Consider the following 24,400-nt stretch of genomic DNA (forward strand, 5'->3'; position numbering starts at 1 on the left):
AATGAAGGAATCTGTGATGCAACCTACCACTCATCTGCAAGGCCGCAACGGCTGGGCGCGCAGCGTCTGCACCCTGGCCATCGCTGGCGCGGTGGCCAGCATGGCATTTTCTGCCCAGGCTTCGAACTTCCGCTGGACCCGCTCGGCCGATCTGTCGTCCTGGGATATCCATGCGCAGAATGTCGGCGTCAACAACTCGGTGCACCGCGCGGTGTACGAGGCCCTGGTCGAGTACAACAGCCAGACGCAAAAACCCGAACCCTCGCTGGCCACCAAGTGGGAGCGCATCAACCCCAAGCAGCTGCGCATCACTTTGCGCGAAGGCGTGACCTTCAGCGATGGCTCGCCGCTGACGGCCGATGACGTCAAGTTCTCGCTGGAGCGGGCCAAGGCCAAGAGCTCCGGCTTTGTGGTCTACACCCAGGGCATCGACCGCATCGAGGTGGTCAATGCCGGCACCTTGGATATCTTCTCGGAGGTGCCCAACCCGGTGCTGGTCAACCAGCTGACCGAGTTGCGCATCATGAGCAAGGCCTGGGCAGTGCAGCACCAGTCCGAAGTGCCCAAGGACATCAAGGCCAAGGACGAGAACTATGCCCACCGCCATGCGCTGGGCACCGGCCCCTATGTGCTCGACAGCTGGTCGCAGGATTCGCGCCTGGTGCTCAAGCGCAACCCGCAGTGGTGGGGCAAGACCCAGTACCCGAGCAACATCACGCAGGCGGTGTACACGCCGATCAAGTCGGACGCCACGCGCACGGCTGCGCTGCTGTCGGGCGAGGTGGACTTCATCATCGACCCGAGCATGAATGACCTGCAGCGCATCAAGCAGGCGCCCAACCTGCAGGTGCTGGAGTCCGCGGCTGACCGCACCTTGTTCCTGGGGATGGACCAGTTCCGCGACGAACTTCCGCAGTCCAGCGTCAAGGGCAAGAACCCGTTCAAGGATGTGCGCGTGCGCCAGGCGCTGTACCAGTCCATCGACATGGGCACCATCCAGCGCGTGGTGATGCGCGGCCTGGCCCAACCCACCGGCACCTTGATTGCCCACCATGTGAATGGCTGGACCAAGCAGGCCGACCAGCGCCTCGCCTTCGATGCCGAAGGCGCGAAGAAGCTGCTGGCCCAGGCGGGCTACCCGGATGGGTTTGAGTTCGAGTTCTCCTGCCCTGCAGGCCGTTACCCCAGTGATGAGCAGCTCTGCCAGGCCATCAGCGCCCAGTGGGCCAAGGTGGGCATCAAGGCCAAGCTGCGCACCTACCCGTTTGCCACCTACTTCCCGATGATCCAGCGCTACGAAGCCAGCGTGTACCTGCTGGGCTGGTCGGTGCCCACCTTTGATGCCTACTACAGCCTGCAGGCGCTGTTGCGCTCGCCGGGCGGCAGCGGCGATGGCAACTTCAACCTGGGCCGCTTCTCCGACCCGCAGCAGGATGCGATGATCGAGCGCGTCAAGACCGAGACCGACCTGAAGCTGCGCAACCAGCTGATCGAGAAGGTGCTGCTCAACGAGCACAAGGCCATCTCGCATATCCCGCTGTTCAACCTGATCACCCCCTGGGCGGCCAGCAAGAAGGTCAGCATCCCGACCCGCGCGGACAACTACATCGACTGGCGCCTGTTGAATGTGGTGAATTAAGGGGCCGGTGGTGAGGGTTGGCGCGGCTGTCTGATAATGCCGGCATGCGCCTGATGCCTCTTCGCCGCTCCTTCTTGCTCAGCTGTGCCGCTGCGGTGCTGGCGGGCTGTGCCTCCGAGCCGCCGCAGCCGGAGGCCGAACCCAGCCTGGCCCAGGCCAGCCTGCCGGTGCAGCTGCTGATGACCGAAGGCTTTGTACCCGTGCACCGGGCACTGGCCGGCCAGCTGATGATCCCCACGCAGATCCGTGCCGAGCCCGGCTATGGTGCGCCGCATGTGGTGGTGCAGGAGCTGACCCCGTACCTGCAGCAGGCGCGCTGTGTCGATCTGGTGCTGGCGCCGCGCCCTGTGTTGCAGCTGTTGCAGGCGCATGGCCTGGTGCGCCCGGGGCGTCTCTACGATGTGGTGCGCTCGCCGCTGATCGCCATCGTGCAGGCCGGCCGTCCGCTGCCGGTGCTCAAGGACACCGAAGATGCCAAGCAGATGCTGGAGGCGGCCCGCAGCATCGCCTACCCCTCGGCCGATGGCAGCGACTTTATCGAGCAAAAGCTGTTTCGCGAACTGGATCTGAGCGCCAAGGTTCTGCCCAAGAGCATCAAGGTGTTTGGCCCCCAGGTGGCGCAGCTGGTGGCCCGGGGCGATGCGGAGCTGGGCCTGCTGCTGCGCAGCGAGCTGCCCCGCTCCGCCGAGGTGCAGGTGGTTGGCAAGATACCGCACCCGCTCGCCTATGAGGCGGTGTACAGCGCCGGCATTGCCGGCCAGGCCTGCAGCACTGCCGGTGCCCAGTTGCTGGCCCGCTTTTACCAGCGCGAAGCGGCCATGCATGACTGGAATGGCTCAGGCTGGGAGCCGGTGGCGGGCGTGTCGCAGCCGCCACCGCCGCCGGTCGAGCACCTCGATCCGGCCGAATACCAGCCCTAGGATGTGAGCGAGCTTTAGGCCTGCGCCAGCGCCGCCTGCACCGCAGGCCGTGCCGCCACGCGGGCGTAGTGCGCGGCCACGCGCGGGAACTCATTGATATCGACGCTGTCGCTCTTGAGCCAGCCGGCCATCGTGAACAGGTAGCCATCGGCCACCGTGTACTGCTCGCCCATCACCCAGGTCTTGTCACCCAGGTAGTGCCGCTCGATCAGTGCAAAGGCATCGCGCATGTTGTGCGGCACCTTGGCCTGCATGGCCTTTTGTGCGGCTTCGTCATCAGCCCAGCGTGCTGCGCGTGGGCGGTGGGCATGGCTGATGTGCACGGTCGAGGCCAGGTAGCTGTTGAACTCCTGCAGACGGGCGAGTTGGAACGGGTCGCTCAGCGGCGCCAGTTGTTTGTCAGGGTGGGTTTGTGCCACATACAGCAGCAGTGCAGCCGTCTCGGTCAGCACGCCTTGCGGGGTGACCAGCGCGGGAACGCGGCCCTTGGGATTGATGGCCAGGTAGGCGGGCGTGCGCTGCGCGCCTTCGGCCATGTTCAGGCGCTGCGCCTGGAAGGCGGCACCTGCCTCGTGCAAGGCAATCAGCACGGCCTGGGCGCAGGTGCCGGGGGCGTAGTACAGGGTCAGGTCTTGGCTCATGAGTCTCCTTGGGGGCGGTGCCGGGTGTTGGTTGCGGGCTGTCTGCCGTATCGCCTGGGGATGCTAAACGATTTGCCGGCGCCGCGCTGCGCTCGCCGTTACCATGGGTGTCTGTACCGAAACATCCTCGCCATGGCCAAAGAGAAATCCGTTTACATCTGCAGCGAATGCGGCGGCACCAGCCCGCGCTGGTTGGGCAAGTGCCCCTCCTGCAATGCCTGGAACACCTTGGTGGAGAGCGCCACCGAATCGGCGGGGGGCGGCAAGAACCGCCTGAGCCAGACCGGCCGCACCGGCTATGCCGGCCAGGCCCAGGCCGTCACGCCGTTGGCGGCCATCGAAGCCACCGAAGTCGCCCGCACCCCCAGCGGCATTGCCGAGCTCGACCGGGTGCTGGGCGGCGGTATTGTCGAAGGCGGTGTGGTGCTGATCGGTGGCGACCCGGGCATCGGCAAATCGACCTTGCTGCTGCAGGCGGTCGATGCGCTGCAGCGCCAGGGCCTGCCAGCACTCTATGTGACCGGTGAAGAGAGCGGTGCCCAGGTGGCGCTGCGCTCACGCAGACTGGGACTGGACAACAGCCAGGTCGATGTGCTGAGCGAAATCCAGCTGGAGAAGATCCTGGCCACCTGCGAGAGCACGCAGCCGGCCATCGTCATCATCGACTCGATCCAGACCATGTACTCGGACCAGCTCAGCTCGGCCCCCGGCTCGGTGGCCCAGGTGCGCGAATGCGCAGCCCACCTGACCCGCATGGCCAAGAGCACCGGCATTGCCGTGGTGCTGGTGGGCCATGTGACCAAGGAAGGTGCGCTGGCCGGTCCGCGCGTGCTGGAGCACATGGTCGATACCGTGCTGTACTTCGAAGGCGATACGCACAGCAGCTTCCGCCTGGTGCGCGCCATCAAGAACCGCTTTGGTGCCGTCAACGAGATTGGCGTGTTCGCGATGACCGAAAAAGGCCTCAAGGGGGTGAGCAACCCCAGCGCCATCTTTCTGAGCCAGCACAGCGAGCCGGTGCCCGGCAGCTGCGTGCTGGTGACCCTGGAAGGCTCCCGCCCGCTGCTGGTCGAGATCCAGGCGCTGGTCGACAGCGGCGGCCCCAGCCCGCGCCGCCTGTCGGTGGGCCTGGACCGCGACCGCCTGGCCATGCTGCTGGCCGTGCTCAACCGCCATGCCGGCGTGGCCTGCGCGGACCAGGACGTCTTCGTCAACGCCGTCGGCGGCGTGCGCATTGGCGAGCCTGCGGCCGACCTGGCCGTCATGCTGTCCATCACCAGCAGCCTGCGCGGCAAGGCGCTGCCCAAGGGCTTCATCACCTTTGGCGAAGTGGGCCTGGCCGGTGAGGTACGCCCGGCCCCGCGCGGGCAGGAGCGCCTGAAGGAAGCTGCCAAGCTGGGCTTTACCGTCGCCGTCGTCCCCAAGGCCAATGCACCCAAAAAGCCGATCGAGGGCATCACCATCCATGCGGTGGACCGGGTGGATGAGGCGATCTCGCTGGTGCGTGGGTTGGATTGAGCGCATGCTGGCAGATGCCTTTGCGCGTGACGGCTTTGTGCTGGTTCGCGGTGTATTGGCTGCCGATGGCTGCGCATCGGTGCTGGCAGACCTGCAAGGGCACACGGGGCAGGGGCCGGGCGCACGCCATCTGCTGACTTTGCCATGGTGCGAGCGCTTGGCCGGACAGCTGCGTGCAGCCCCTGGCCTGGCCGATCTGATTCCTCCAGGCCATCTGGCGGTGCAATGCAGCTATTTCGAAAAGTCGCGCGACAGCAACTGGCTGGTGGCGCTGCACCAGGATCTGTCAATACCGGTGCAGCGCAAGATGGAACACCCCGCGCTCAAGGGCTGGGCGCTCAAGGAAGCAACCTATTTTGTGCAGGCACCACCACAGGTGCTGGAACAACTGGTGGCGGTGCGTGTGCATCTGGAGGACTGCGGCCCCGATGATGGACCCTTGCGCGTGGTGCCAGGCTCCCACGCCATGGGTGTCATCGATAGCGCAGACGCTGTGCAGTTGCGTGACGAACGGGGAGAGGTCACATGCCCGGCTGCGCAAGGCGAGGCTCTGGTGATGCGGCCCCTGCTGCTGCACGCCTCGTCCAAAGCGAGTGGCAGCAGCCGCCGGCGCGTACTGCATTTTCTATTTGGCCCTGCGCAGCTGCCCTATGGGCTGGCTTGGGCTGCCGCCGTGTAGCCGCCTTTAAACCAGCCGTCCCTGCGGCCACAGATGCGCCGGATCGTTGTACCCGGGCGTTGATGGATGGCCGGGGCTGACCAGGCCGTTGACCAGGCGCTCGTCTTCCACGGTGATCTGGTAGTTCAGCGCGGGCTGGTAGTCCTGCCACTGCTTCAAGGTGCGCGGGCCCGCGATGACCGCGCTGATGGCGTTGTGGGCCAGCACCCAGGCGGTGGCAAACTGCGCGGCGCTGATGCCTTGACGCTCGGCGTGCTGCTGCACCTGCTGGGCGATCACGAGGGATTCAGGGCGGAACTCGGTCTGCAGAATGCGGGCATCCTGGCGGCCGGCGCGGCTGTCCTTGGGCGGCTCCATGCCGGGCTGGTACTTGCCGCTGAGCACGCCCCGCGCAATCGGGCTGAAGGGCACGACGCCGATGCCGAACTGCGCGCAGGCGGGCAGGATGTCGGTCTCGGGCATGCGGTTGAGCAGGTTGTAATAGGGCTGGCAGACGACAGGCGGCGGCAGGCCGATCTCGCGGGCCGTGTAGACGGCCTCGACAATGCGCCAGCCGCGAAAATTGGACAGGCCCCAGTACAGAATCTTGCCGCTGTCGATCAGGTGCTTGAGCGCATACAGCGGCTCGTGCAGCTGCAGGCCGGCGCGGTCGCGGTGCAGGTAGAGAATGTCGATGCGGTCGGTCTGCAGGCGGCGCAGGCTGGCCTCGACCTCGCGCAGCATCCAGGCGCGTGAGTAGTAGCCTTGGTTGGGCTGGCTGCCCATGGGGTTGCCGAGCTTGGTGGCCAGCACCCAGTCATCGCGCTGGCCCTGCAGCAGCTGGCCCACCATGCGCTCGGACTCGCCCTTGCTGTAGATGTCGGCGGTGTCGATGAAGTTGACGCCCTGGTCGCGCGCATCGGCGACGATGGCAGCCGCCTCCTGGAGGTCGGTCTGGTCGGCGAACATCATCGTGCCCAGGCAGAGGGCGGAGACTTGGAGGGGGCTGGCGCCCAGCTGGCGGTACTGCATCTTGGTCCTTCGGGAATCAGGTCGAGTCCCTCGATGCTAGCGGGCCGCCGCCGGTTTGTCAGTCATGGGGCAGCGGCTTGCCCCACGCATCGCGGCTCAATCGAGACCGCTGTCGTCGCCTTCCTCGTCGTCGTCCTTTTCCAGCTGGCTGCGGTTTTGCAGCTGCTCGCGCATGCTGTCGGTGCCCTGCATGAACTGGTCCACCGAGGTGGTAGGGGCCCAGCGCCATTCAGGCGGCAGCATGGTGGACATGTAGAGGTTGTCACCCAGGCGCTTTTGCGTCTGCCACTGCAGGCCCAGCTTGGCGCCGATGCCCAGCACCAGCAAGCCGCCAACAGCCAGCGCCAAGGTACGGGCCGACACCAAGGTGGCTGCACGCAGGTGGAACCAGATGACCACGGCCATCAACGTGAAGGACGCGAGGCTGGCAAAGCGGCTGAGCAGCGGCCAGGACATGGCAAAGCCCGTCACCGACAGCAGCACATCGAGCAAGGCCATGGCAACCATGCCGACCGAGGCAATGCAGACATGGCGCCAGAAACCGGTCACCCCGGTGAACAGCTTGCCCATCATCGACCAGCCCAGGGTCCAGACCAGCAGGCCGCCCAGCATCCACAGCAGGATGGCGGGCAGCTGGCGGGCCAGCGCACCGGTTTCGGTGGCGCCCAGCCAGGTGGTCCAGGCCGACAGCAGCACGAGCAGCACCAGGGCCATGGCCGTCAGCAGGCCCTGGGCGCGCGAGAACGGGCGCCAGCGCTGGGTGGCGGGCAAGGGCTGGGCGGTGCTGCGCAGGTTCAGCTGCACGCCCCGGCCCAGGGTGAGCCGCTGGCCGGGCTGCCAGACAAAGCGCTCGCCAGCGCCGTAGTGGCGCCTGCCATGCCAGACGCCGTTGGTGCTGTCGAGCACCTCGACTTCGTATTGGCCCGCATCAGGGGGGCCCGCATCAGGGTGGCCCGCATCAGGGTGACCCGCACTAGCCTGGCCTGCATCCAGGCGGTGCAGGCGCACATGGCTGGGGCCGATACTGGGGTCGGTCAGCACCAGGTCATTGGTGGCGGCGCGGCCGATGGTGCAGGGCCAGGCAAACACCGGCAAGGCCATCGCCAGGCGGTGGCCGCGTTCGACCAGCTCCAGTACCGCGCCTTCAGGCGCTTGCGCAGCGGCAGGCGCCTGGGTGCTGGTGTCTTCGTGTTCGGGAGCGATATCGGTCAATTCAGGATAATCGTGCTGGCTCATTGGGCGGCCTCGCTGGAGAAGCCTTGCAGGTACTGGCGGGCCAGGCGCTGGGCATTGTCAAAACTCACGGCACTGACGTTGAGGCGGCCAAGCACGCCTTGGCGCGGCTGGTCCACCGAGACGGCCAGCACGGTCAGGTCATACAGGCCACTGAACTTGCGGTAGGCGGCCATGCAGACGACGGCGCGCAGCGGCAGCTTGGCGTCACCCGCGACAAAATCCTCGCGGCATTCATAGCCGGTGCGCACACGGTTGCCGCGCTTGCGCATCGGTTCATTGGCAAAGCTGCTGCCATAGGTATGGGCAAACTGCCAGGGGCTCAGGCGCGGGGCGTCGTAGGCCTCGTAGCGCATGCCCAGGCCGCCGACATCGCCATCACCGGTGAAGACTTCGCTGTCGATGCGGCATTGGCTGCGCTCGAAATCGAACAAGGATTCGCTGCGCCGCTCACGGCCATCGCCCCAGCAGCGGGCCAGGGTTTCGGACGGCACGGGCACGCGGTAGGGGCCATAGCGCTCGCTGCGGCTGCTGCCGCTCAGCACCCGGTCGACCAGGTCCTTCTGGTGGGCCATCAGCTGGCGCGTGACTTCGGCATGCATGGCGCCCTTGACCGGGGCAGCCTCGCGGCCCTGCGCGAGCAGTTGCTCGACAAACTCCACCGGCACCAGAAAGCTCAGTTGCTCTGCGCCCAGCTGCTTGGCCACGTTGACGCCGACCACGCGGCCCTGGGTGTCGATGGCCGGGCCACCGCTCATGCCCGGGTTCAGGGTGCCGCCAAAGAAGATGCGCGGGTAGAAGCTGCGCTGCACCAGGCCGTTGTAGGTGCCCTCGGTGATCGCAAAGCCCACGTCCAGCGGGTTGCCCAGCGAGAAGATACGCTCGCCGCCGCTCAGCGGCCGGCTGCTGGGGCGCAGTGGCAGCGCACTGTAGCGGGGCGCTGGGGCCGCTTCGCTGGCTGGCTTGCTGTCTGTCGGGGGGGTGACGCGCAGCAAGGCCAGGTCATGCAGCACATCGATCGCGAGCAGCTGCACCGGCGCCTCCTGGCCGCTGACCGAGACCAGCACCGCGCGGTGGCGTTCGGGCTCCAGCGCGAGCTGGCTGACCACGTGGTAGTTGGTGATCAGCAACCCATCCTCGGAGACAAAAAAGCCCGAACCGGTGCTGCTTTGCGTATTGGTCTGGCGGCGCAGGGTTCGGATCTGCACCAGCTTGTCGCGTGCAGCCATATAGGCCTGCTGCGCGTCGGGGGAGGGGGGCGGGGCCTCGGCCGCCGCTGCGGGTTGGCTGGCAGCAGCAGGCGTTCCCGGTGTTGCTGGCGCTGAGGGTGACAGGGGTGGCGCCGTGGGCGCCGGCACGGCAGCCTCCGCCGCGAGCGGGTTGGCCGTCTGTACCAGCGGCGCCTGGGCCATGGCGGGCGCTGCCAGCAAGGCAGCCAGCGCAAGCGCCAGGCCGTTGCGCCACAAAGGGGAAGATGTGCAATGGGTCATGGTGTTGGGGTTCGCGCCCTGCAGGCCGGCGGGCTCGCTCGCAGGCATGGCAGGGCGTTGGACTCAGGGGCTGACGGCCAGGGCTGGATACCGGGCAAGCTCAAATGCTATCAAAATTAAAGCGCTGTTGTGTGAAGGGATACGGTATCTGTGCAAGTGTTCGTAGGTCTCAGGCAACGCCACGGCGCAGCACATCGGTGAGCAGGTTGCGCAGCCCGCCCCAGGCCACCTGGATGCCCAGGCACATGAGGATGAAAGCCGAGAAGTTCAGGAAGACCATGACGCCGCTCTTGCCCAGCGGTTTGAGTATCCGGTCTGCATAGCGGTAGCAGATGAGTACCGTGCTGCCTGCAACCAGGCATCCGGCGACGGCACCGAGCAGGTTGGCAGCGACGACGGCGTTGGACTCGCTGTCCAGAACTGCCACGCTGACCGTGATGGTCGCTGCCAGCGTGCCCGGACCAAATGACAGCGGGAAGGTCAGTGGGTAGAAGGTGAGCAGACGGGCGGATTCCGGCGACAAGGACTGGGTGGGCTTTTCTTGCAACTCCTCATTGGGCTTGGCGTTGATCATGTTCCAGCCGATCACCGCCAGCAACAGGCCGCCGCCCAGCCGCACCACGTCGATGGACAGGGAAAACAGGTTCAGGATGATGGCGCCAAAGAGCATGAAAAAGACCATCAGCACGCTGGTCTGCAGGGCGATGCGGGTGGCCATGCTTTGCCGCAATTCCTTGCTGGCGCCTTCGGTCAAGGCCAGAAAGAAGACCGAAATGCCGATCGGGCTCAGCGCAGGCACGACGGTAACCACCAGCAGCCAGAAGCTCTGGTGGGACGCGCTCAGATAAGTGTCAAAATTCATCGTTAAATGCCTTTTGATAGTTAATCCATAGCCCGATGGTGCCACTCTAAGCGAAGTCCAACCAGTGGGCAACCGGCCAATATCGTTACAGCGTATGTGCGCAACGCAGGGCGGGGGACGGCCCAATTGGCCCCTGGCGACAACGGCAACTCCGGAGGCAGTGGACAATAGCGCGATGAACTGGAGAAACATACTGATCCCCATCGGCTTGCTGGTGCTGCTGGGGGCTGCTTACCAAAATTACAAATGGATGGGCGTGCTGGCCGTCAGCGGCGGCATCGTGCTGTGGCTGATGCTGCACTTCACCCGTCTGATGACCATCATGAAGCGGGCCTCCGAGCGGCCTTTGGGCTATGTCGCCAGTGCGGTGATGCTCAATGCCAAGCTCAAACCCAATGTGCCGCTGGTCCATGTGGTGGCCATGACGCGCTCTTTGGGCCTGCGCCAGTCCAAGGACCTGGAGCAGCCCGAGGTGTTTGTGTGGCGCGACAACACGGACTCATCGGTGACCTGCGAGTTTGTGCACGGGCGCCTGCAGAAATGGACCCTGCAGCGCCCGGCTGATGCAGCCGAAGCCGCTGCTGCACCCGCCCATCCGCAGCCTTGAGCCGGCCCTACTTGTAACAACGGCGACCTGCCGCCCGTCTGCGGCACCCTTTTAGGCGGGTTTGGCGGTCAAATCTGAGGTGCGCCATGTGCATCTTCTGCCAAGTCGGGCGCCGTCCACGTAAAATCACTGCCCAGCACGGGAGCCCGTTGGGGCTGGTCCCCACCATTGCCCGTGCCTACAGAATCATCGAAAGCCGGTCCGCGACAGGGGTGCGGGGCCGGCGCAGGAAAGTTGAAAACCATGACGCAGGCAGTTGTTGAGTTGCTGGCCAAAGACCTGAACGCCCAAGGTGGCGTGTTTTGCCCCAATCCCAAGGCAGACATGAAATTGTGGAGCGGCCATCCCCGCGTTTTTCTGGATGTCGGCCACAGCGGTGAGGCCAAATGCCCGTACTGCGGTACCGTGTACCGGCTCAAGGCGGGCGAAACCTTCCACGGTGGCCATTGAGTGACTGATTCCCCATTGGGCGGCGCTGCAGCTTCGCGCAGGCTGACGCTGACCATTGGCATCCTCACGCTCAACGAAGAAGACAATATCGAGGCCTGCTTGCGCAGTGCCTCGTTTGCCGACCAGGTTGTGGTGGTGGACAGTGGCAGTGTGGACCGTACCACCGCCATTGCCTGTAGCCTTGGTGCCCAGGTGTTTCGCTACGAAGACTGGCAGGGCTTTGCGTTGCAGCGCAACCGGCTGCTCGCCCACGCCAAGGGGGACTATGTGTTCTTCCTCGATGCCGATGAGACCATCTCTCCCGCGTTCCGCGAGGAGCTGGAGGCCATCGTCCAGTCGGGAGAGGAAGCCATCTGGATGGTGCGCTGGCGCATGGTCGCTTTCGGCAAGGAACTGAAATACCTGCGCTCCACCGCCAAGGTCGAGCGCCTGTTCTGGCGTGGCCTGCTGCGCGAGTACACCGGCGTGGTGCATGAAGAGGCGCAACTGAGCCGCGCCAATGTGACGCGCCACCTGATGCGCACACCGCTGCTGCACCATTCGCGCAGCACCGTGCATTCCAGCCTGGAAAAGCTCACCCAGTACGCGATGCTGGGGGCCGCCAAGCGGGCCGAAGAAGGCGTGCGTGGCGGCATTCTGCGCGGTATGGCCTCGTCGGTGGCGATGTTTGTGCGTCTTTACTTCTTCCATTTCGGCTTTCTGTGCGGGGGCGCGGGCTTCCTGTATTGCGTGTTCGTCGCACTGGAGAGCTTCTTCCGCTATGTGGCACTGGCCTATGACCGCCCTTACCTGAGCGGAGACGTGCGCCGATGAGCCCTGCTGCGGCGCCGTCCGCTGCACCCTCGGCCGCAGCACGCGCCAGCCAGCTGGCGGCGTTTCTGGTGCCCGGTGTGGCACTGACCTTGCCCTCTGGCTACTCCTTTGGCGCTGCAGTGCTGGCGCTGGCCAGCCTGGTTTTTGTGCGCCAATGGTGGGGCCGCAGCTGGGACCGCCGCGCGTTGGCCTGGGCGCTGATGCTCGCCGTCATGGCCGTCATGTGGACCATGAGCTTCGATGACTGGCATGTGCGCTCGCGCAGCGACCAGTTCGTCAAATACGCACTGGCCATCACCGGCCTGGGTTTTTTGCAGACCTTTGCGCCCCGGGTGCGCCCGCTGGGCTGGGGCATGCTGGCGGGTGCCCTGGGTGCGGGCCTGGTCGCCGTCTACCAGACGGGCTGGACCGATGCCCACCGTGCCAACGGCTTTACCAATGCGATCCAGTTCAGCGGCATTGCGCTGGTGCTGGCGCTGGCCTGCTGCTTTGGGGTGCTGCTGCTATGGCGCTCATTGGCGGCCTGGCAGCGCGCGCTGGGTCTGGTCTGCAGCCTGTTCGGCCTGCTGGCCGTCATCCTGTCGGATACGCGCGGCAGCTGGATCGTGCTGCCCTTTGTTCTGCTGATAGGCGCGGCGCTGCTGTGGCGCTGCGGCCTGCGCAAACCGGTGGGGCTGGGCCTGCTGGCGGCCGTGCTGGGCATTGGCGGGCTGGTCTTGCTCAAGGGCGATGAAATGGCCCAGCGCTACCACACCGCCGTGCATGAGGTGCAGAGCTACGAGGTGCAGGACCGCCATGCGGCTGAAACCTCGGTCGGCCAGCGGCTGGCCCACTGGCACCTGGCCTGGCACATGGGGCTGGACAGGCCGCTGACCGGCTGGGGCCTCCAAGGCTATATCGCAGAGAAAGCCCGCCGCGTGGAAGCGGGCGAGGCCAGCGCCTCGGTGCTGCCGTATGACCATGCGCACAACGAGCTGCTCGACATGTTTGCCAAGCGCGGCCTGGTGGGAGTGGCCTTGCTGCTGGCCTTTTATGCCGTGCCGCTGCTGATCTTCTGGCCCACCCGCAAGCGCATGGCGCAATGCCCGGGCATGCCCATGGACCGCCAGATCCTCTACCTGCGCATGCTCGGCATTCTGGTTCCGATGTGCTACATCGGCTTTGGCCTGACCCAGGTCTTTTTTGCCCACAACAGCGGGCATCTGTTCTACGTCTATCTGCTGGTGCTGCTGCTGGGTGCGCTGATCGGACGTGAGCGCGCACTGCTGGCTTTGCACCCCCAACGCTGAGCCCGGCGCTCTGCCAGGCCGGCCCAGCGTCAGACCTGGCGGCTGTGCCACTCGCGGGCCAGCAGCGCATAGATGTACTCATCGCCCCACTGGCCGTTGAACTGGTCGTTCTCGATCAGGTGCGCCTCACGCCGCAAGCCCAGGCGCTCGACAACGCCCACCGAGCCCTGGTTGGCGGCATCCAGCCGCGCAAAGATGCGGTGAAAGCCCAGCATGCCAAACCCCTGTGCCAACGTGAGTGCCACCGCCTCGGTGGCATAGCCTTTGCCGGCATGGGCGGGGTCAAAGATATAGCCCACTTCGGCCTGGCGCGCAGCGGCGCTGGCCAGCTTGAGCAAAGTCTCTCCCAGCAGGCAGCCATCGCTGCGGCGCACGACGGCAAAGCGCCGCGTGTCGCCATCGTCCGCCAGGCGCTGGGGCAGCGCGTCGCGCTCAAACTGGGCTTGGAGTACCGCAGTGTCCTGCGGTGCATCGGCATACAGGTAACGGTAGACGGCAGGTTGCCGGTGGTAGTGGGCGTAAGCCTCGAAATCGCTGGGCACAAAGGCGCGCAGCTGAAGGCGGGGAGCGGAGGAGGGCTGCGACATGCGGTGCCTGGCTCCGCTCAGGCCACTTGCTGTGCTGCAAAGCGCGCTGCCGGCTCGATCAGCTGGGCCTGCGCTGCCACCAGCGGCAGATCACGGGAGCCCGCCTGCGTGCCCTGGACCAGCGAATACAAGGTAGCCGTGGCCAGCTCCAGCGCCTCTGGCAATGCGCGGCCATCCACCAGCCGGCCCAGCAAGGTGGCGGCAAACACATCGCCCATGCCATTGGGCAAGGGGTGCAGGTCGATACGCGGCGTGGTCACCAGCCAGGCGCCTTGCCCATTGACGGCCAGGGTGCCCAGCTGGCCGGCAGCGATGTCGGGCGTGGCCAGGCTGGTGATGACGATGGTGTCCGGCCCGCGCCCACGCATCTGGCGCGCGACAGCTACAGCCTCTTCGGTGCTGGCCAGCTTGGTGCCGCTCAGCAGCTCGAACTCGAACTGGTTGGGCGTGATGATGTTGGCGAACGGGATGGCCTGGTCGCGCAGAAAATCGGGGATCGCCGGGTTGACGAAGAGCCCCCGGCCCACATCGCCCATCACCGGGTCGCAGAGGTAGCGCAGCTGCGGGTTGGCCTGGCGGATGTCATTGACGGCATCGAGAATGGCGGCGCCGGTATCGGCATTGCCCAGGTAGCCCGAAAGCACGGCGCCCACTTTCTGCAGCGCGCCGCGCTCGCGCAGGCCCGCGAGGATGTCGCGGATATGTTCGGCGCTCAGGATCTGGCCCCGGAACTGCCCGTAGCCCGTGTGGTTGCTGAACAGCACCGTATGCACCTGCAGCACATCAAAGCCCAGGCGCTGCAGCGCAAACACCGCCGCCGAGTTGCCGACATAGCCCCAGGCCACATGCGATTGGATGGATAGGATGACGGGGCGGGAGGCTTGCGCAGGGGCAGAGGGTGCAACAGTGTTCACGGCAGGCAGTCTTTGCTGGCCCGGACCAGGCTGCCGGGCATTGGCTGCTATTGTGCGCCCGCTGCCTGCCACTCTTGCTTGAGCTGGTGCAATAGTTGGGCGGCGGGCAGGGCTCTGGCCTGGGCCACGCCCTGGCCGGCCCACAGCGACAGGTACTGCGCATCGCCCGCAGCGCCGGCGAGCTTGCGCAGTGCGCCGGTCAGCGCGTTTTGCACCGGGTAGGGCGGAATGGCGGCCTCATCGGCTTCGAGCGCATCGATCATCGCATTGCGGATGCCGCGCGCAGGGCGGCCCGAGATCGTGCGGGTGGTGACGGTGTCGGTGGCCTGGGCAGCGGCCAGTGCAGCGCGGTAGGCCGCGTTGATGGCCGATTCGGGGCAGACCAGAAAGGCTGTGCCCATCTGCGCCGCCTGCGCCCCCAATGCCTGTGCGGCGGCGATGCCGGCGCCATCCATGATGCCGCCGGCCGCAATCACCGGTACCTGCAGCTGCCGCACGCAGTCGCGCACCAGCGGCAAGGTGGCGACCATCGACGAGGCATAGTCCGCCAGGAAGGTGCCCCGGTGGCCACCGGCCTCGCTCCCGCTGGCGATGACCGCATCGGCCCCCACCGCCTGCCAGGCCAACGCCTCGGCCACCGTGGTGGCCGTGCCCCAGACCTGGCTGCCGGCCGCCTGCAGACGCTTCACCTGGGCGGCGTTGAGGATGCCGAAGGTAAAGCTGGCCACTGCCGGGCGGCAGGCGGCCAGTGCATCGAGCTGCTGCGCAAAATCTTCGCACCACTGGCTGGGTACGGCTGGCTCCGCGCCAAAACGGGCGTACAGCGGGGCCAGGCGCTGCAGGGCCTGCTGCACGGTGGCGGCATCGGGTGCGGGGGTGGCCTGCACAAACAGGTTCATCGCAAAGGGCCGGTCGGTCTGCGCGCGCACTGCGGCAGCGGCCTCAGCCATCGCCTGGGGCGAGCGCATGCCACAGCCCAGCGAGCCCAGGCCGCCGCCCGCACTGACGGCAGCGGCCAGCGCTGCGCTGTCCGCGCCTGTCATCGGGCCTTGCACCACAGGCAGCTGCAGGCCCAGTTCTTGCATCACATCGCGGGTCATACGGTCTCCATCGCTGCTGTTAAAGGGGTGGGTGCGGCCGTCTGCAGGACCGCCAGCAATTGCTGCACCGCCGGCGTGGCATAGCCCTGGCGGGTGACAAACATCGTGGTGCAGCTGCCCAGCGGCTGGCTGTGCACAGGCAGCGGGTTGCGCTGCAGGTCGAGCACGGTCTGTGGCACGACGGCCACCGCACTGCCTGCGGCCACGGCCGCAATGATCGCGTGGTAGGACGACAACTGCAACACCCGCGTGGGAACCGGGCCGTGGGCCTGAGACATCCATTGCTCGCCAATGCGGCGGTAGGTGCAGCCATCGCTGAAACCGGCCAGGGTGCGGGGCAGCTCTCCCTCCAGGGTCTGGGCGGGGCGCAGCAGCTGCAGCGATTCTTCGTACAGCGGCACCAGGTCCAGCGGCAGCGGCGCATCCACATCCGGCGGCGGCCAGGCTACCAGCGCGGCATCGAGCTGGTGGTCCAGCACCTGCTCCATCAGCTGCAGCGACGCGGCCGTGGTCAGCTCCAGCTGCACCTGCGGATGCGTGCGGTGGAACGTGGCCAGTGGCAGCGGCAGGCGCGCGGCGGCCGTGCTCTCCATCGAGCCCAGGCGCAGCCGGCCGCTGGGGTGCTGGCCGCGCAGGCTTTGCGTGGCCTCTTCGGCCAGGGTCAGCAGCTGGTCGGCATAGCGCTGCAGCTGCTGTCCCTCGGGTGTCAGCACCATGCGCCGGGCTTCGCGTACAAAAAGCGCAACGCCCAGCGACTCCTCCAGCTGCTGGATGCGGGTGGTGATATTGGACTGGGCGCGGCCCAGCTGCTGCGCAGCACGGGTGATGCTGCCGCTGGCAATGACCTGCTGAAAGATGGCAAGGGTGGCGAGATCCAACACGTTTGTATCTATCTTTTTTGAAGATGTTAATTTAACATAGCATCTCTAAAAAAGATACATAAACGACAGGTCCGCACCATGCCACCCTCGGTCAGCTCTTCGGTTTCCCCTTCCTCGTCCAGCGCTGCGCTGCCCTGGAACCAGCGCCCCTGGCTGGTGGCCGTGGCCGGCATGGTGGCGCTGGCTTCGGCCATGGGCGTGGGGCGCTTCGCGTTCACCCCGTTGATGCCGATGATGCTGCATGACGGCAGCATTGACCTGGCGCAGGGCAGCTGGCTGGCGATGAGCAACTACCTGGGCTACTTTGTCGGCTCGCTGCTGTGCATGGTGCTGCCCTGGGTGGCCCAGGGCCTGATGCAGCGGCTGCACCCCTCGCGCATGGTGCACTGGTGGCTGTTCATCACCGCCGTGCTGACGGCGGCGATGGCACTGAACTGGCCCGGCGCCTGGGCCAGCCTGCGCTTTGTCTCGGGCGTGGCCAGCGCCGTGGTGTTCCTCAATATCACCCTGTGGTGCATGTCGCAGCTGGCGCATCTGGGGCGGCCGCAGATGGGCGGCCTGTTGTTTTGCGGCCCGGGCATCGGCATTGCGCTGACCGGCCTGGCCACCAGCGCCATGGTGGCAGCCGGCTGGCATGCCGTCAGCGCCTGGCTGGCGTTTGCGCTGCTGGCGCTGGTCTTCTGGCTGATGGTGATGACGGTGGTGCGCGGCCCGCTGGCGCCACCGCCTGCCCATACGCAGACCGGCGCCGCTGTGGCAGCCGCACCCGAGGGCCCGGTGGACCGGCTGCTGCTGACCCTGGCCTACAGCCTGGCCGGCCTGGGCTATATCGTCACCGCCACCTACCTGCCGGTGATTGCGCGCGGCGCGCTGCCCGCCGATTCGGTCTGGCCCGACCTGTTCTGGCCCATGTTCGGTGGCGGCGTGGCACTGGGCGCCTATCTCTCGACCCATTTGCCTACCCGCTGGGACCGGCGCCGTCTGCTGATGGCCGGCTACGGCATCCAGGCGGTGTCCATTGCCATCAGTGCGCTGTGGCCGACGCCGCTGGGCTTTTCGCTGGGCAGCCTGCTGCTGGGCCTGCCGTTTACGGCACTGACCTTTTTTGCGCTGCAAGAGGCGCGCCGCATCTGGCCGAGCGCGCTCAGCAGCTTTCCGGGTCTGCTGACGGCGGCCTACGGCTTGGGCCAGATCGTAGGCCCGCCGATGGTCGCCTGGATGCTGGCCCACAGCGCCAGCACCCAGCAGGGCTTTGCCTATGGCCTGGCGGCCGCAGGCGCTGCACTGGTGTTGGGGATCGTGATTCTGGCGGCCATGGTCTGGCGCCATCCGCACCAGGGCTGAGCCGCTGAAAGGCCGCCTGCAGGCAGCCGTAGCGGGTTGCCCAAGCGGGTGCCGCCGAAGCATTTGCCCGGCATGACCCACTCGTGAAATCTTGTTTGACCTTCGGGTAAACTCCGGGGCGCAAACGTTTGCGCCCATGCAAACATGCGGCATCTCGCGGCTACTGCTGTGGATGGCACCGCGCGATGCACAACAATCCTTCGGAGACTTATCTCATGCGCTTTACCCGCCGTACCCTGACTGCTGCGCTGGCTTTGGCCACCGTGGCTGGTTTTTCCCACCAAGCCGTTGCGGCTGACAAGCCCAAGGTGGCGCTGGTGATGAAATCGCTGGCCAACGAGTTCTTCCGCACGATGGAAGACGGCGCCAAGGCGCACCAGAAGGCCAATGCCGCCCAGTACACCTTGGTGGCCAATGGCATCAAGGACGAGACCGACACGGCCGCGCAGATCAAGATGGTCGAGCAGATGGTGGCCCAGCGCGTGCAGGCCATCGTGATCGCCCCGGCGGACTCCAAGGCCCTGGTGTCGGTGCTGAAAAATGCGGCAGACAAGGGCGTGCTGATCGTCAACATCGACAACAAGCTCGATGCCGACGCGCTCAAGAGCAAGGACCTGAACGTGCCTTTCGTGGGTCCGGACAACCGTGCCGGCGCCAAGCTGGTGGGCGATTTCCTGGGCAAGCAGCTGCAGGCCGGTGACAAGGTGGGCATCGTCGAAGGCGTCTCGACCACCTTCAACGCCCAACAGCGCACCCTGGGCTTCCAAGATGCGATGAAGGCCGCTGGCGCCAATGTGGTCAGCCTGCAGTCGGGCCAGTGGGAAATCGACAAGGGCAACACGGTGGCCGCCGGCATGCTGCGCGAGCACCCTGATCTGAAGGCGATCATGGCAGGCAACGACAGCATGGCGCTGGGCGTGGTCGCAGCGGTGAAGGCCGCCGGCCGCACCGGCAAGGTGCAGGTCGTGGGCTATGACAATATCGCCGCCATCAAGCCCATGCTGAAGGACGGCCGCGTGCTGGCCACCGCCGACCAGTACGCTGCCAAGCAGGCTGTGTTCGGCATCGAGATCGCCCTCAAGGCGCTGGCCGAGAAGAAAAAGCAGAACGAGCTGCCCGCTGAAGTCAAGACCGATGTGGCCTTGGTGACCAAGGACAGCAAGTAATCACGGCGCACCCCATGGCTACGACTGAGGCGCAAGGCGCCGGCACGCCACGCGTGCGTTTGCAGCAGATCGGCAAGGCCTACTCCGGCACCCTGGTGCTGGAGGGCGTGAGCCTGGATCTGCAGGCGGGCGAAGTGATGGCGCTGACCGGTGAAAACGGCGCGGGCAAGAGCACCTTGTCCAAGATTCTGTGCGGGTTGGTGGATCCATCGCAGGGGCAGATGCAGCTCGATGGCAAGCCCTTTGCCCCCGCGTCGCGGCGCGAAGCCGAGCGCCTGGGCGTGCGCATGGTGATGCAGGAGCTGGGCCTGGTGGCTACCTTGACGGTGGCCGAGAACCTGCTGCTCGGCCAGCTCCCCCACAGGCTCGGCTGGCTGGACCATGCGGCGATGCGGGCGCTGGCCCGCACCCAGCTGGCCAAGATCGGCATGGAGCATATCGATCCGGACACCCCTGTCTCGCAGCTGGGCATTGGCCAGCAGCAGATGGTGGAGATCGCCCGCAACCTGCAGGAGGGCACGCGGGTGCTGGTGCTCGATGAGCCCACCGCAATGCTCACGCTCAAGGAAACCGAGCACCTGTTCACACAGATTGCACTGCTCAAGGAGCGCGGTGTGGCGCTGGTCTATGTGTCGCACCGCCTGGAAGAGCTGCAGCGCATCGCCGACAAGGTGGCCGTGCTGCGCGATGGCCGCCTGGTCGATGTGCGGCCCATGCAGGGCGTGCAGGAGCATGAGCTGGTCGAGCGCATGGTGGGCCATGCGGTGCAGGACAACGAAGGCCGGCCGCGCCGCGCGCGTGGTGCGCTGCGCCTGTCTGCCAAAAATCTGCAACGCGGCGCGCAGGTGCGCGGCGTCAGTCTGTCGCTCTATGCGGGCGAGATCATGGGCCTGGCGGGCCTGGTCGGCTCGGGCCGTACCGAGCTGGTGCGCCTGCTGTTTGGCGCAGACCGCGCTGAGCAGGGCGAAATCAGCCTGCATGCCGCTGGCAGCCCCGCGCCCACGCAGACGGTGGCGCCCAACTGGAACAGCCCCGTGCAGGCGATCCGGGCCGGTATCGGCCTGGTGACCGAAGACCGCAAGTCGCAAGGCCTGCTGCTGTCCCAGTCGATCCGCGCCAACACCACCTTGGCGGGCATGCACAAGATTGCACGCGGCGGCTGGCTGCAGCGCGCGCAGGAGAGCGAAGTGGCCCGCCATTTTGTCGAGCGTCTGCGCATCCGCTCGCGCAGCGCCGAGCAGGCCGTCTCCACGCTGAGCGGTGGCAACCAGCAAAAGGTGGTGTTTGCCCGCTGGCTGCACCAGCCCTGTGATGTGCTGCTGCTCGATGAGCCCACACGTGGCGTCGATGTGGGCGCGCGCGCCGACATCTACCACGAGATCGACCGCATGTGCGATGACGGCAAGGCCGTGCTGATGGTCTCCAGCGACCTGCGGGAGCTGATGGCCATGTGTGACCGCATTGGCGTGATGCACGATGGCGAGCTGGTGGCCGTGTTCGAGCGCGGCCAGTGGAGCGACCAGCAGTTGCTGGCCGCCGCTTTTGGCAATGTGGATGAAGCCCCATCGGCCCACGCCGCAGCACAGGCTGCAACCCCCGAATAAAAGAGCAGGCAAGAGGACCAAGCCATGACAACCCCCCTTTCCGCGCGCGCCAGCGCGCCTACGCCGTCGGCTGCAGCGGCTGCCAGCGCCGCCTCGCAGGCGTCTTCGGGCCGCATGCAGGCCTGGGGCACCTATGTGGGCCTGTTTCTGGTGCTCGCCGCGATGGTCGCGCTGTTCAGTTTCCTCAGCGAGTATTTCTGGAGCACCGAGACCTTTGTCACCATCGCCAACGAGATCCCCGCGCTGGCGGTGATGGCCGTGGGCATGACCTTTGTGCTGATCCTGGCGGGCATTGACCTGTCGGTGGGTTCGGTGCTGGCGCTGTCGGCGGCGGTGGCGGCCCAGGCGATTCTGGTCTGGGGCCTCAACCCCTGGGCTGCGGGTGCGCTGGGCCTGCTCTGCGGCCTGCTGTGCGGCGCGGTGCTGGGCTCCATCTCGGTGGTCTGGCGCCTGCCCACCTTCATTGTGTCGCTGGGCATGCTCGAAGCGCTGCGTGGCGCGGCCTACCTGGTTACCGACTCGCGCACCCAGTATGTGGGCGATGCGATCTCGGGCCTGGCGGCGCCCATTGCCGCTGGCGTCTCGGCGGCTTTTGTCATCGCCATCGTGGTGGTGGCACTGGGCCAGATTGTGCTGACCCGCACCGTGTTCGGCCGCTATGTGGTCGGCATCGGCACCAATGAAGAGGCTATGCGCCTGGCCGGTATCGATCCGCGCCCCATCCGCATCTTGGTGTTTGCACTGACCGGCCTGCTCGCCGGCCTGGCAGGCCTGATGCAATCGGCCCGCCTGGAGGCCGCTGACCCCAATGCCGGCAGCGGCATGGAGCTGCAAGTGATTGCCGCCGTCGTGATCGGCGGCACCAGCCTGATGGGCGGGCGCGGCTCGGTGATCGCCACCTTCTTTGGTGTGCTGATCATCGCGGTGCTGGAAGCGGGCCTGGCCCAGATCGGCGCCAGCGAGCCGGCCAAGCGCATCATCACCGGCGCGGTGATCGTCGTGGCCGTGATCATCGACACGGTGCGCCAGCGCCGTGCCGCACGCCGGGCCTGACGGTGGTGATGAGCAGCATCAAGGACGTGGCGCGCCTGGCGGGCGTGTCCGTCACCACGGTCTCGCATGTGCTGAACAAGACGCGTTCGGTGCTGCCGGCCACGCAGGAGCGTGTGCTGGAAGCCGTGCAGACCCTGGGCTATGTGCCCAGCGCCGTGGCGCGCAGCCTCAAGACCCAGGCCACGCACACCATCGGCATGCTGGTGCCGGACAACTCCAATCCCTATTTTGCCGAGCTGGTACGCGCGGTCGAAGACGCCTGCTTTGCAGCCGGCTATGCGCTGCTGCTGTGCAATACCGACAACGATGCCGGGCGCCAGCAGGTCTACCTGGATGTGCTGTCGCAAAAGCGGGTTGATGGCCTGATCGTGGCCTCCACCAGCGATGACGCGCTGATGTCCCAGCACCTGGTGCAGACGGCGCTGCCGATGGTGCTGATCGACCGGGCCATTGCCGGCCTGGAGCGCCCCTGCGTGCAGACCGACCATGTGCAGGGCGGCATGCTGGCCACCCAGCACCTGATGGCCCTGGGCCGCAAGCGCATTGCCTGCGTCGCTGGCCCGCAGGATCTGCAGTCCAGCGAACAGCGCGTACAGGGCTGGCGCCAGGCACTGCAGCTGGTGGGCCTGCCCAGCGATCTGCTGGTGCATGGTGATTTCACCGTCAACGGTGGCTATGTGGCCATGCAGCGCCTGCTGCACGACGGCGGCGCCAACCGGCCCACGGCCGTGTTTGCCTGCAACGACCTGATGGCGATGGGCGCGCTGCGCGCCGTGCATGAGGCGGGCCTGCAGGTGCCGCGCGATGTGGCCGTGGTGGGCTATGACGATATCGAGCTGGCCAGCTATACCCAGCCAGCGCTGACCACGGTGGCCCAGCCGACCCGGGCCATGGCCCAGCAGGCGTTGGCCTGGTTGCTGGAGCGCATCCAGGCCGGCCGCAGCGCCGGCCCGGCCGCCGCTGCCACGCAGATGCTGGTGCCGGCGCTGGTCACCCGCGAGAGCAGCCGGGCGCTGGCCCGGGCTGCCGTGCCGATTGTGAGTGGAGAAACAGTGTGAATGTGCCTATCTTGAGCCAGGCGCCGCGTATCGTGGTGCTGGGCAGTTTGAACATGGACCTGGTGCTGCGCGTGCCGCATATGCCGCGCGCTGGCGAGACCATGCTGGGCCAGTCGCTCAGCCAGGTGCCCGGCGGCAAGGGTGGCAACCAGGCCGTCAGCTGTGCGCGGCAGGGGGCGGCCGTCAGCCTGCTGTCCTGCGTGGGCGAGGACGCCTATGCCGACCAATTGCTCGCTGGTCTGGTGGCCGACCATATCGATGTGCAGCATGTGCAGCGCAGTGCGCGCGATGCCACCGGCGTGGCCGTCATCAGCGTCGATGACAGCGCCCAGAACCAGATCGTGGTGGTGCCCGGTGCCAACCTGCGGCTGCAAGTGACCGAGCCGGTGCTGCGCCCGCTGCTGCAGGATGCCGACTATGTGGTGCTGCAGTTCGAGACTCCTTTGCAAGAGGTGGACCAGGCCTTGCGCAGCGCGCGCGCCGTGGGCTGCAAGACTGTGCTCAACCCGTCACCGGTGCAGCCGCTGCCCGATGCCTGGTGGCCCATGGTGGATGTGCTGGTGGTCAACGAAGGCGAAGCCGCCCAGCTCAGCGGCAGCCCGGTGGACAGCCCCGAAAGCGCCGCCCGTGCCGCGCGCTGGCTGCAGGCCAAGGGCGTGGGCCAGGTGGTGGTGACCTTGGGCAGCCAGGGCGCCGTTTGCTGCGGCCAGCCGGCCGAGGGTTGCGCAGAGGCCGCCGCCCATTGGCACCGCGCCCCCCAGGTGCAGGCGGTGGACACCACGGCCGCTGGCGATACCTTCCTGGGCGCACTCACCGTGCAACTGGCGGCCGGCGCCAGCCTGGACGACGCCACGCAGTGGGCCATCCGTGCGGCGGGCATCTGCGTGACCCGCGCAGGCGCACAGCCTTCCATTCCTTTCCATGCCGAGGTCGCCACCCGCACCGAAGCCAGCCTCTGGAGCCCCGTATGAAGCGTGCCGCGCTGTTGAATATCGAGTTGTCGCAGATCATCGCCGCGATGGGCCATGGCGATCTGTTGGTCATTGGCGATGCCGGCCTGCCGGTGCCCCCTGGCGTGCGCCGGGTGGACCTGGCCGTGGCGCGCGGGGTGCCCAGCCTGGACCAGGTGCTGCAGGCCATCCTGAGCGAACTGCAGGTGGAAGCCGCCGTCGTCGCCAATGAGTGCCTGGACGGGCCGCAACTGCCGGCCTGGTACCAGCAGCGCCAGGCCGATGGCCTGCCCAGCGCGCCACAATGCGTGCCGCATGAAGCGTTCAAGGCGCTGAGCCGCCAGGCCGTGGCCGTGGTGCGCACTGGCGAATGCACGCCTTATGCCAATATTGCGCTGCGCTCCGGCGTCGCTTTTTAAGAGCCGCTAACACGGCCCTTGATACGTCGTTGCCAAGCCTTGTCGTACGTCTGTACTGCCTGCGGCTTGACGCCTAGTCTCCACCGCAAACCTTCGGTTTGCTGGGCTGTGTTAACGGCTCTACGCGCTGACATCCACCGTGCCATCAACAAGGGCCTCTGCTGCAAAGCAA

24 protein-coding genes are annotated in these 24,400 nt (G+C 66.5%); 15 read left to right on the top strand and 9 right to left on the bottom strand.

The annotated features are described in order from the left end of the window. The first annotated feature begins 16 nt into the window (after nucleotides 1–16). Together ACCQ08_RS07740 and ACCQ08_RS07745 are read left to right on the top strand one after the other, a co-directional pair. Nucleotides 17–1,639, top strand: coding sequence for an ABC transporter substrate-binding protein (locus ACCQ08_RS07740; protein ID WP_373449391.1), 1,623 nt, complete (start codon nucleotides 17–19; stop codon nucleotides 1,637–1,639). 53 nt (nucleotides 1,640–1,692) lie between these two features. Next, complete coding sequence (locus ACCQ08_RS07745) at nucleotides 1,693–2,559, top strand: substrate-binding domain-containing protein (protein ID WP_313336366.1); 867 nt, start codon at nucleotides 1,693–1,695, stop codon at nucleotides 2,557–2,559. 14 nt (nucleotides 2,560–2,573) lie between these two features. Here ACCQ08_RS07745 and ACCQ08_RS07750 read toward each other — a convergent pair whose 3' ends face one another. After that, a complete protein-coding gene (locus tag ACCQ08_RS07750; RefSeq protein WP_239810226.1) occupies nucleotides 2,574–3,200 on the bottom strand; it encodes a glutathione S-transferase family protein in 627 nt (208 codons plus the stop codon). Between the two features lie 132 nt (nucleotides 3,201–3,332). On the opposite strand from ACCQ08_RS07750, the gene radA reads away from it, so the two are divergent. Then, on the top strand, nucleotides 3,333–4,718 hold the full coding sequence (gene radA / locus ACCQ08_RS07755; RefSeq protein ID WP_230773463.1) for a DNA repair protein RadA: 1,386 nt from the start codon (nucleotides 3,333–3,335) through the stop codon (nucleotides 4,716–4,718). A gap of 4 nt (nucleotides 4,719–4,722) precedes the next feature. Next, a complete protein-coding gene (locus tag ACCQ08_RS07760) occupies nucleotides 4,723–5,397 on the top strand; it encodes a phytanoyl-CoA dioxygenase family protein (RefSeq protein ID WP_373449392.1) in 675 nt (224 codons plus the stop codon). A 6-nt stretch (nucleotides 5,398–5,403) separates the two neighbouring features. On the opposite strand, the gene ACCQ08_RS07765 is transcribed toward ACCQ08_RS07760, so the two are convergent. The 4 genes from ACCQ08_RS07765 to ACCQ08_RS07780 all read right to left on the bottom strand — a co-directional run bounded on the left by ACCQ08_RS07765 (nucleotide 5,404) and on the right by ACCQ08_RS07780 (nucleotide 9,993). Further along, nucleotides 5,404–6,408 carry an aldo/keto reductase gene (locus ACCQ08_RS07765; RefSeq protein ID WP_312413962.1) on the bottom strand — a complete coding sequence of 335 codons (1,005 nt, stop codon included), beginning with the start codon at nucleotides 6,406–6,408 and terminating at the stop codon, nucleotides 5,404–5,406. A gap of 96 nt (nucleotides 6,409–6,504) precedes the next feature. After that, a complete protein-coding gene (locus tag ACCQ08_RS07770) occupies nucleotides 6,505–7,644 on the bottom strand; it encodes an FHA domain-containing protein (protein WP_373449393.1) in 1,140 nt (379 codons plus the stop codon). Continuing rightward, the gene (locus tag ACCQ08_RS07775; RefSeq protein ID WP_373449394.1) at nucleotides 7,641–9,179 is read right to left on the bottom strand and encodes a S1C family serine protease; all 1,539 of its coding nucleotides are present in this window, start codon (nucleotides 9,177–9,179) and stop codon (nucleotides 7,641–7,643) included. The genes ACCQ08_RS07770 and ACCQ08_RS07775 overlap by 4 nt, the downstream gene beginning before the upstream one ends. A 121-nt stretch (nucleotides 9,180–9,300) precedes the next feature. Then, the gene (locus tag ACCQ08_RS07780; RefSeq protein WP_373449395.1) at nucleotides 9,301–9,993 is read right to left on the bottom strand and encodes a MarC family protein; all 693 of its coding nucleotides are present in this window, start codon (nucleotides 9,991–9,993) and stop codon (nucleotides 9,301–9,303) included. Between the two features lie 175 nt (nucleotides 9,994–10,168). Between ACCQ08_RS07780 and ACCQ08_RS07785 the strand changes: the two genes are divergently transcribed. The 4 genes from ACCQ08_RS07785 (at nucleotide 10,169) to ACCQ08_RS07800 (ending at nucleotide 13,152) form a co-directional block, all read left to right on the top strand. Then, nucleotides 10,169–10,600 (top strand): glycerate kinase, encoded by a 432-nt coding sequence (locus ACCQ08_RS07785; RefSeq protein ID WP_239810231.1) that lies wholly within the window; start codon nucleotides 10,169–10,171, stop codon nucleotides 10,598–10,600. 243 nt (nucleotides 10,601–10,843) lie between these two features. Continuing rightward, nucleotides 10,844–11,050 (top strand): zinc-finger domain-containing protein, encoded by a 207-nt coding sequence (locus ACCQ08_RS07790; RefSeq protein ID WP_021028650.1) that lies wholly within the window; start codon nucleotides 10,844–10,846, stop codon nucleotides 11,048–11,050. Then, a complete protein-coding gene (locus ACCQ08_RS07795) occupies nucleotides 11,051–11,863 on the top strand; it encodes a glycosyltransferase family 2 protein (protein WP_239810232.1) in 813 nt (270 codons plus the stop codon). Then, nucleotides 11,860–13,152: an O-antigen ligase family protein gene (locus ACCQ08_RS07800; RefSeq protein ID WP_373449396.1), complete on the top strand. Its 1,293-nt coding sequence runs from the start codon at nucleotides 11,860–11,862 to the stop codon at nucleotides 13,150–13,152. Before ACCQ08_RS07795 ends, ACCQ08_RS07800 begins: the two co-directional genes overlap by 4 nt. 29 nt (nucleotides 13,153–13,181) lie before the next feature. Here the strand turns inward: ACCQ08_RS07800 and ACCQ08_RS07805 are convergent, their stop codons facing one another. From ACCQ08_RS07805 to ACCQ08_RS07820, 4 genes are read right to left on the bottom strand one after another with little or no spacing between them, the layout of a single operon-like run. After that, nucleotides 13,182–13,739, bottom strand: coding sequence for a GNAT family N-acetyltransferase (locus ACCQ08_RS07805; protein WP_373449397.1), 558 nt, complete (start codon nucleotides 13,737–13,739; stop codon nucleotides 13,182–13,184). A 17-nt stretch (nucleotides 13,740–13,756) separates the two neighbouring features. Next, nucleotides 13,757–14,653 (bottom strand): pyridoxal kinase PdxY, encoded by an 897-nt coding sequence (pdxY, locus tag ACCQ08_RS07810; protein WP_373449398.1) that lies wholly within the window; start codon nucleotides 14,651–14,653, stop codon nucleotides 13,757–13,759. Nucleotides 14,654–14,700: 47 nt separating this feature from the next. Further along, a complete protein-coding gene (locus ACCQ08_RS07815; RefSeq protein WP_373449399.1) occupies nucleotides 14,701–15,753 on the bottom strand; it encodes an NAD(P)H-dependent flavin oxidoreductase in 1,053 nt (350 codons plus the stop codon). Then, on the bottom strand, nucleotides 15,750–16,634 hold the full coding sequence (locus tag ACCQ08_RS07820; RefSeq protein ID WP_312462538.1) for a LysR substrate-binding domain-containing protein: 885 nt from the start codon (nucleotides 16,632–16,634) through the stop codon (nucleotides 15,750–15,752). The genes ACCQ08_RS07815 and ACCQ08_RS07820 overlap by 4 nt, the downstream gene beginning before the upstream one ends. A 78-nt stretch (nucleotides 16,635–16,712) precedes the next feature. On the opposite strand from ACCQ08_RS07820, the gene ACCQ08_RS07825 reads away from it, so the two are divergent. From ACCQ08_RS07825 to rbsD, 7 genes are all read left to right on the top strand, one after another. Next, nucleotides 16,713–17,978 (top strand): YbfB/YjiJ family MFS transporter, encoded by a 1,266-nt coding sequence (locus ACCQ08_RS07825; protein WP_239810235.1) that lies wholly within the window; start codon nucleotides 16,713–16,715, stop codon nucleotides 17,976–17,978. A gap of 215 nt (nucleotides 17,979–18,193) precedes the next feature. Next, on the top strand, nucleotides 18,194–19,144 hold the full coding sequence (locus tag ACCQ08_RS07830; protein ID WP_239810236.1) for a sugar ABC transporter substrate-binding protein: 951 nt from the start codon (nucleotides 18,194–18,196) through the stop codon (nucleotides 19,142–19,144). A gap of 14 nt (nucleotides 19,145–19,158) precedes the next feature. Next, nucleotides 19,159–20,748: a sugar ABC transporter ATP-binding protein gene (locus tag ACCQ08_RS07835; protein ID WP_373449400.1), complete on the top strand. Its 1,590-nt coding sequence runs from the start codon at nucleotides 19,159–19,161 to the stop codon at nucleotides 20,746–20,748. Nucleotides 20,749–20,772: 24 nt separating this feature from the next. After that, complete coding sequence (locus ACCQ08_RS07840; RefSeq protein ID WP_373449401.1) at nucleotides 20,773–21,801, top strand: ABC transporter permease; 1,029 nt, start codon at nucleotides 20,773–20,775, stop codon at nucleotides 21,799–21,801. Between the two features lie 8 nt (nucleotides 21,802–21,809). Then, entirely contained in the window at nucleotides 21,810–22,859 is a 1,050-nt protein-coding gene (locus tag ACCQ08_RS07845) for a LacI family DNA-binding transcriptional regulator (RefSeq protein ID WP_239810238.1), read from the top strand. Then, nucleotides 22,856–23,830 (top strand): ribokinase, encoded by a 975-nt coding sequence (gene rbsK / locus ACCQ08_RS07850; protein WP_373449402.1) that lies wholly within the window; start codon nucleotides 22,856–22,858, stop codon nucleotides 23,828–23,830. The genes ACCQ08_RS07845 and rbsK overlap by 4 nt, the downstream gene beginning before the upstream one ends. Then, a complete protein-coding gene (gene rbsD / locus ACCQ08_RS07855) occupies nucleotides 23,827–24,228 on the top strand; it encodes a D-ribose pyranase (RefSeq protein WP_239810239.1) in 402 nt (133 codons plus the stop codon). Before rbsK ends, rbsD begins: the two co-directional genes overlap by 4 nt. Nucleotides 24,229–24,400 lie beyond the last annotated feature (172 nt).

It is taken from the genome of Comamonas sp. SY3, from assembly GCF_041730275.1.
GTDB lineage: Bacteria > Pseudomonadota > Gammaproteobacteria > Burkholderiales > Burkholderiaceae_C > Comamonas > Comamonas sediminis.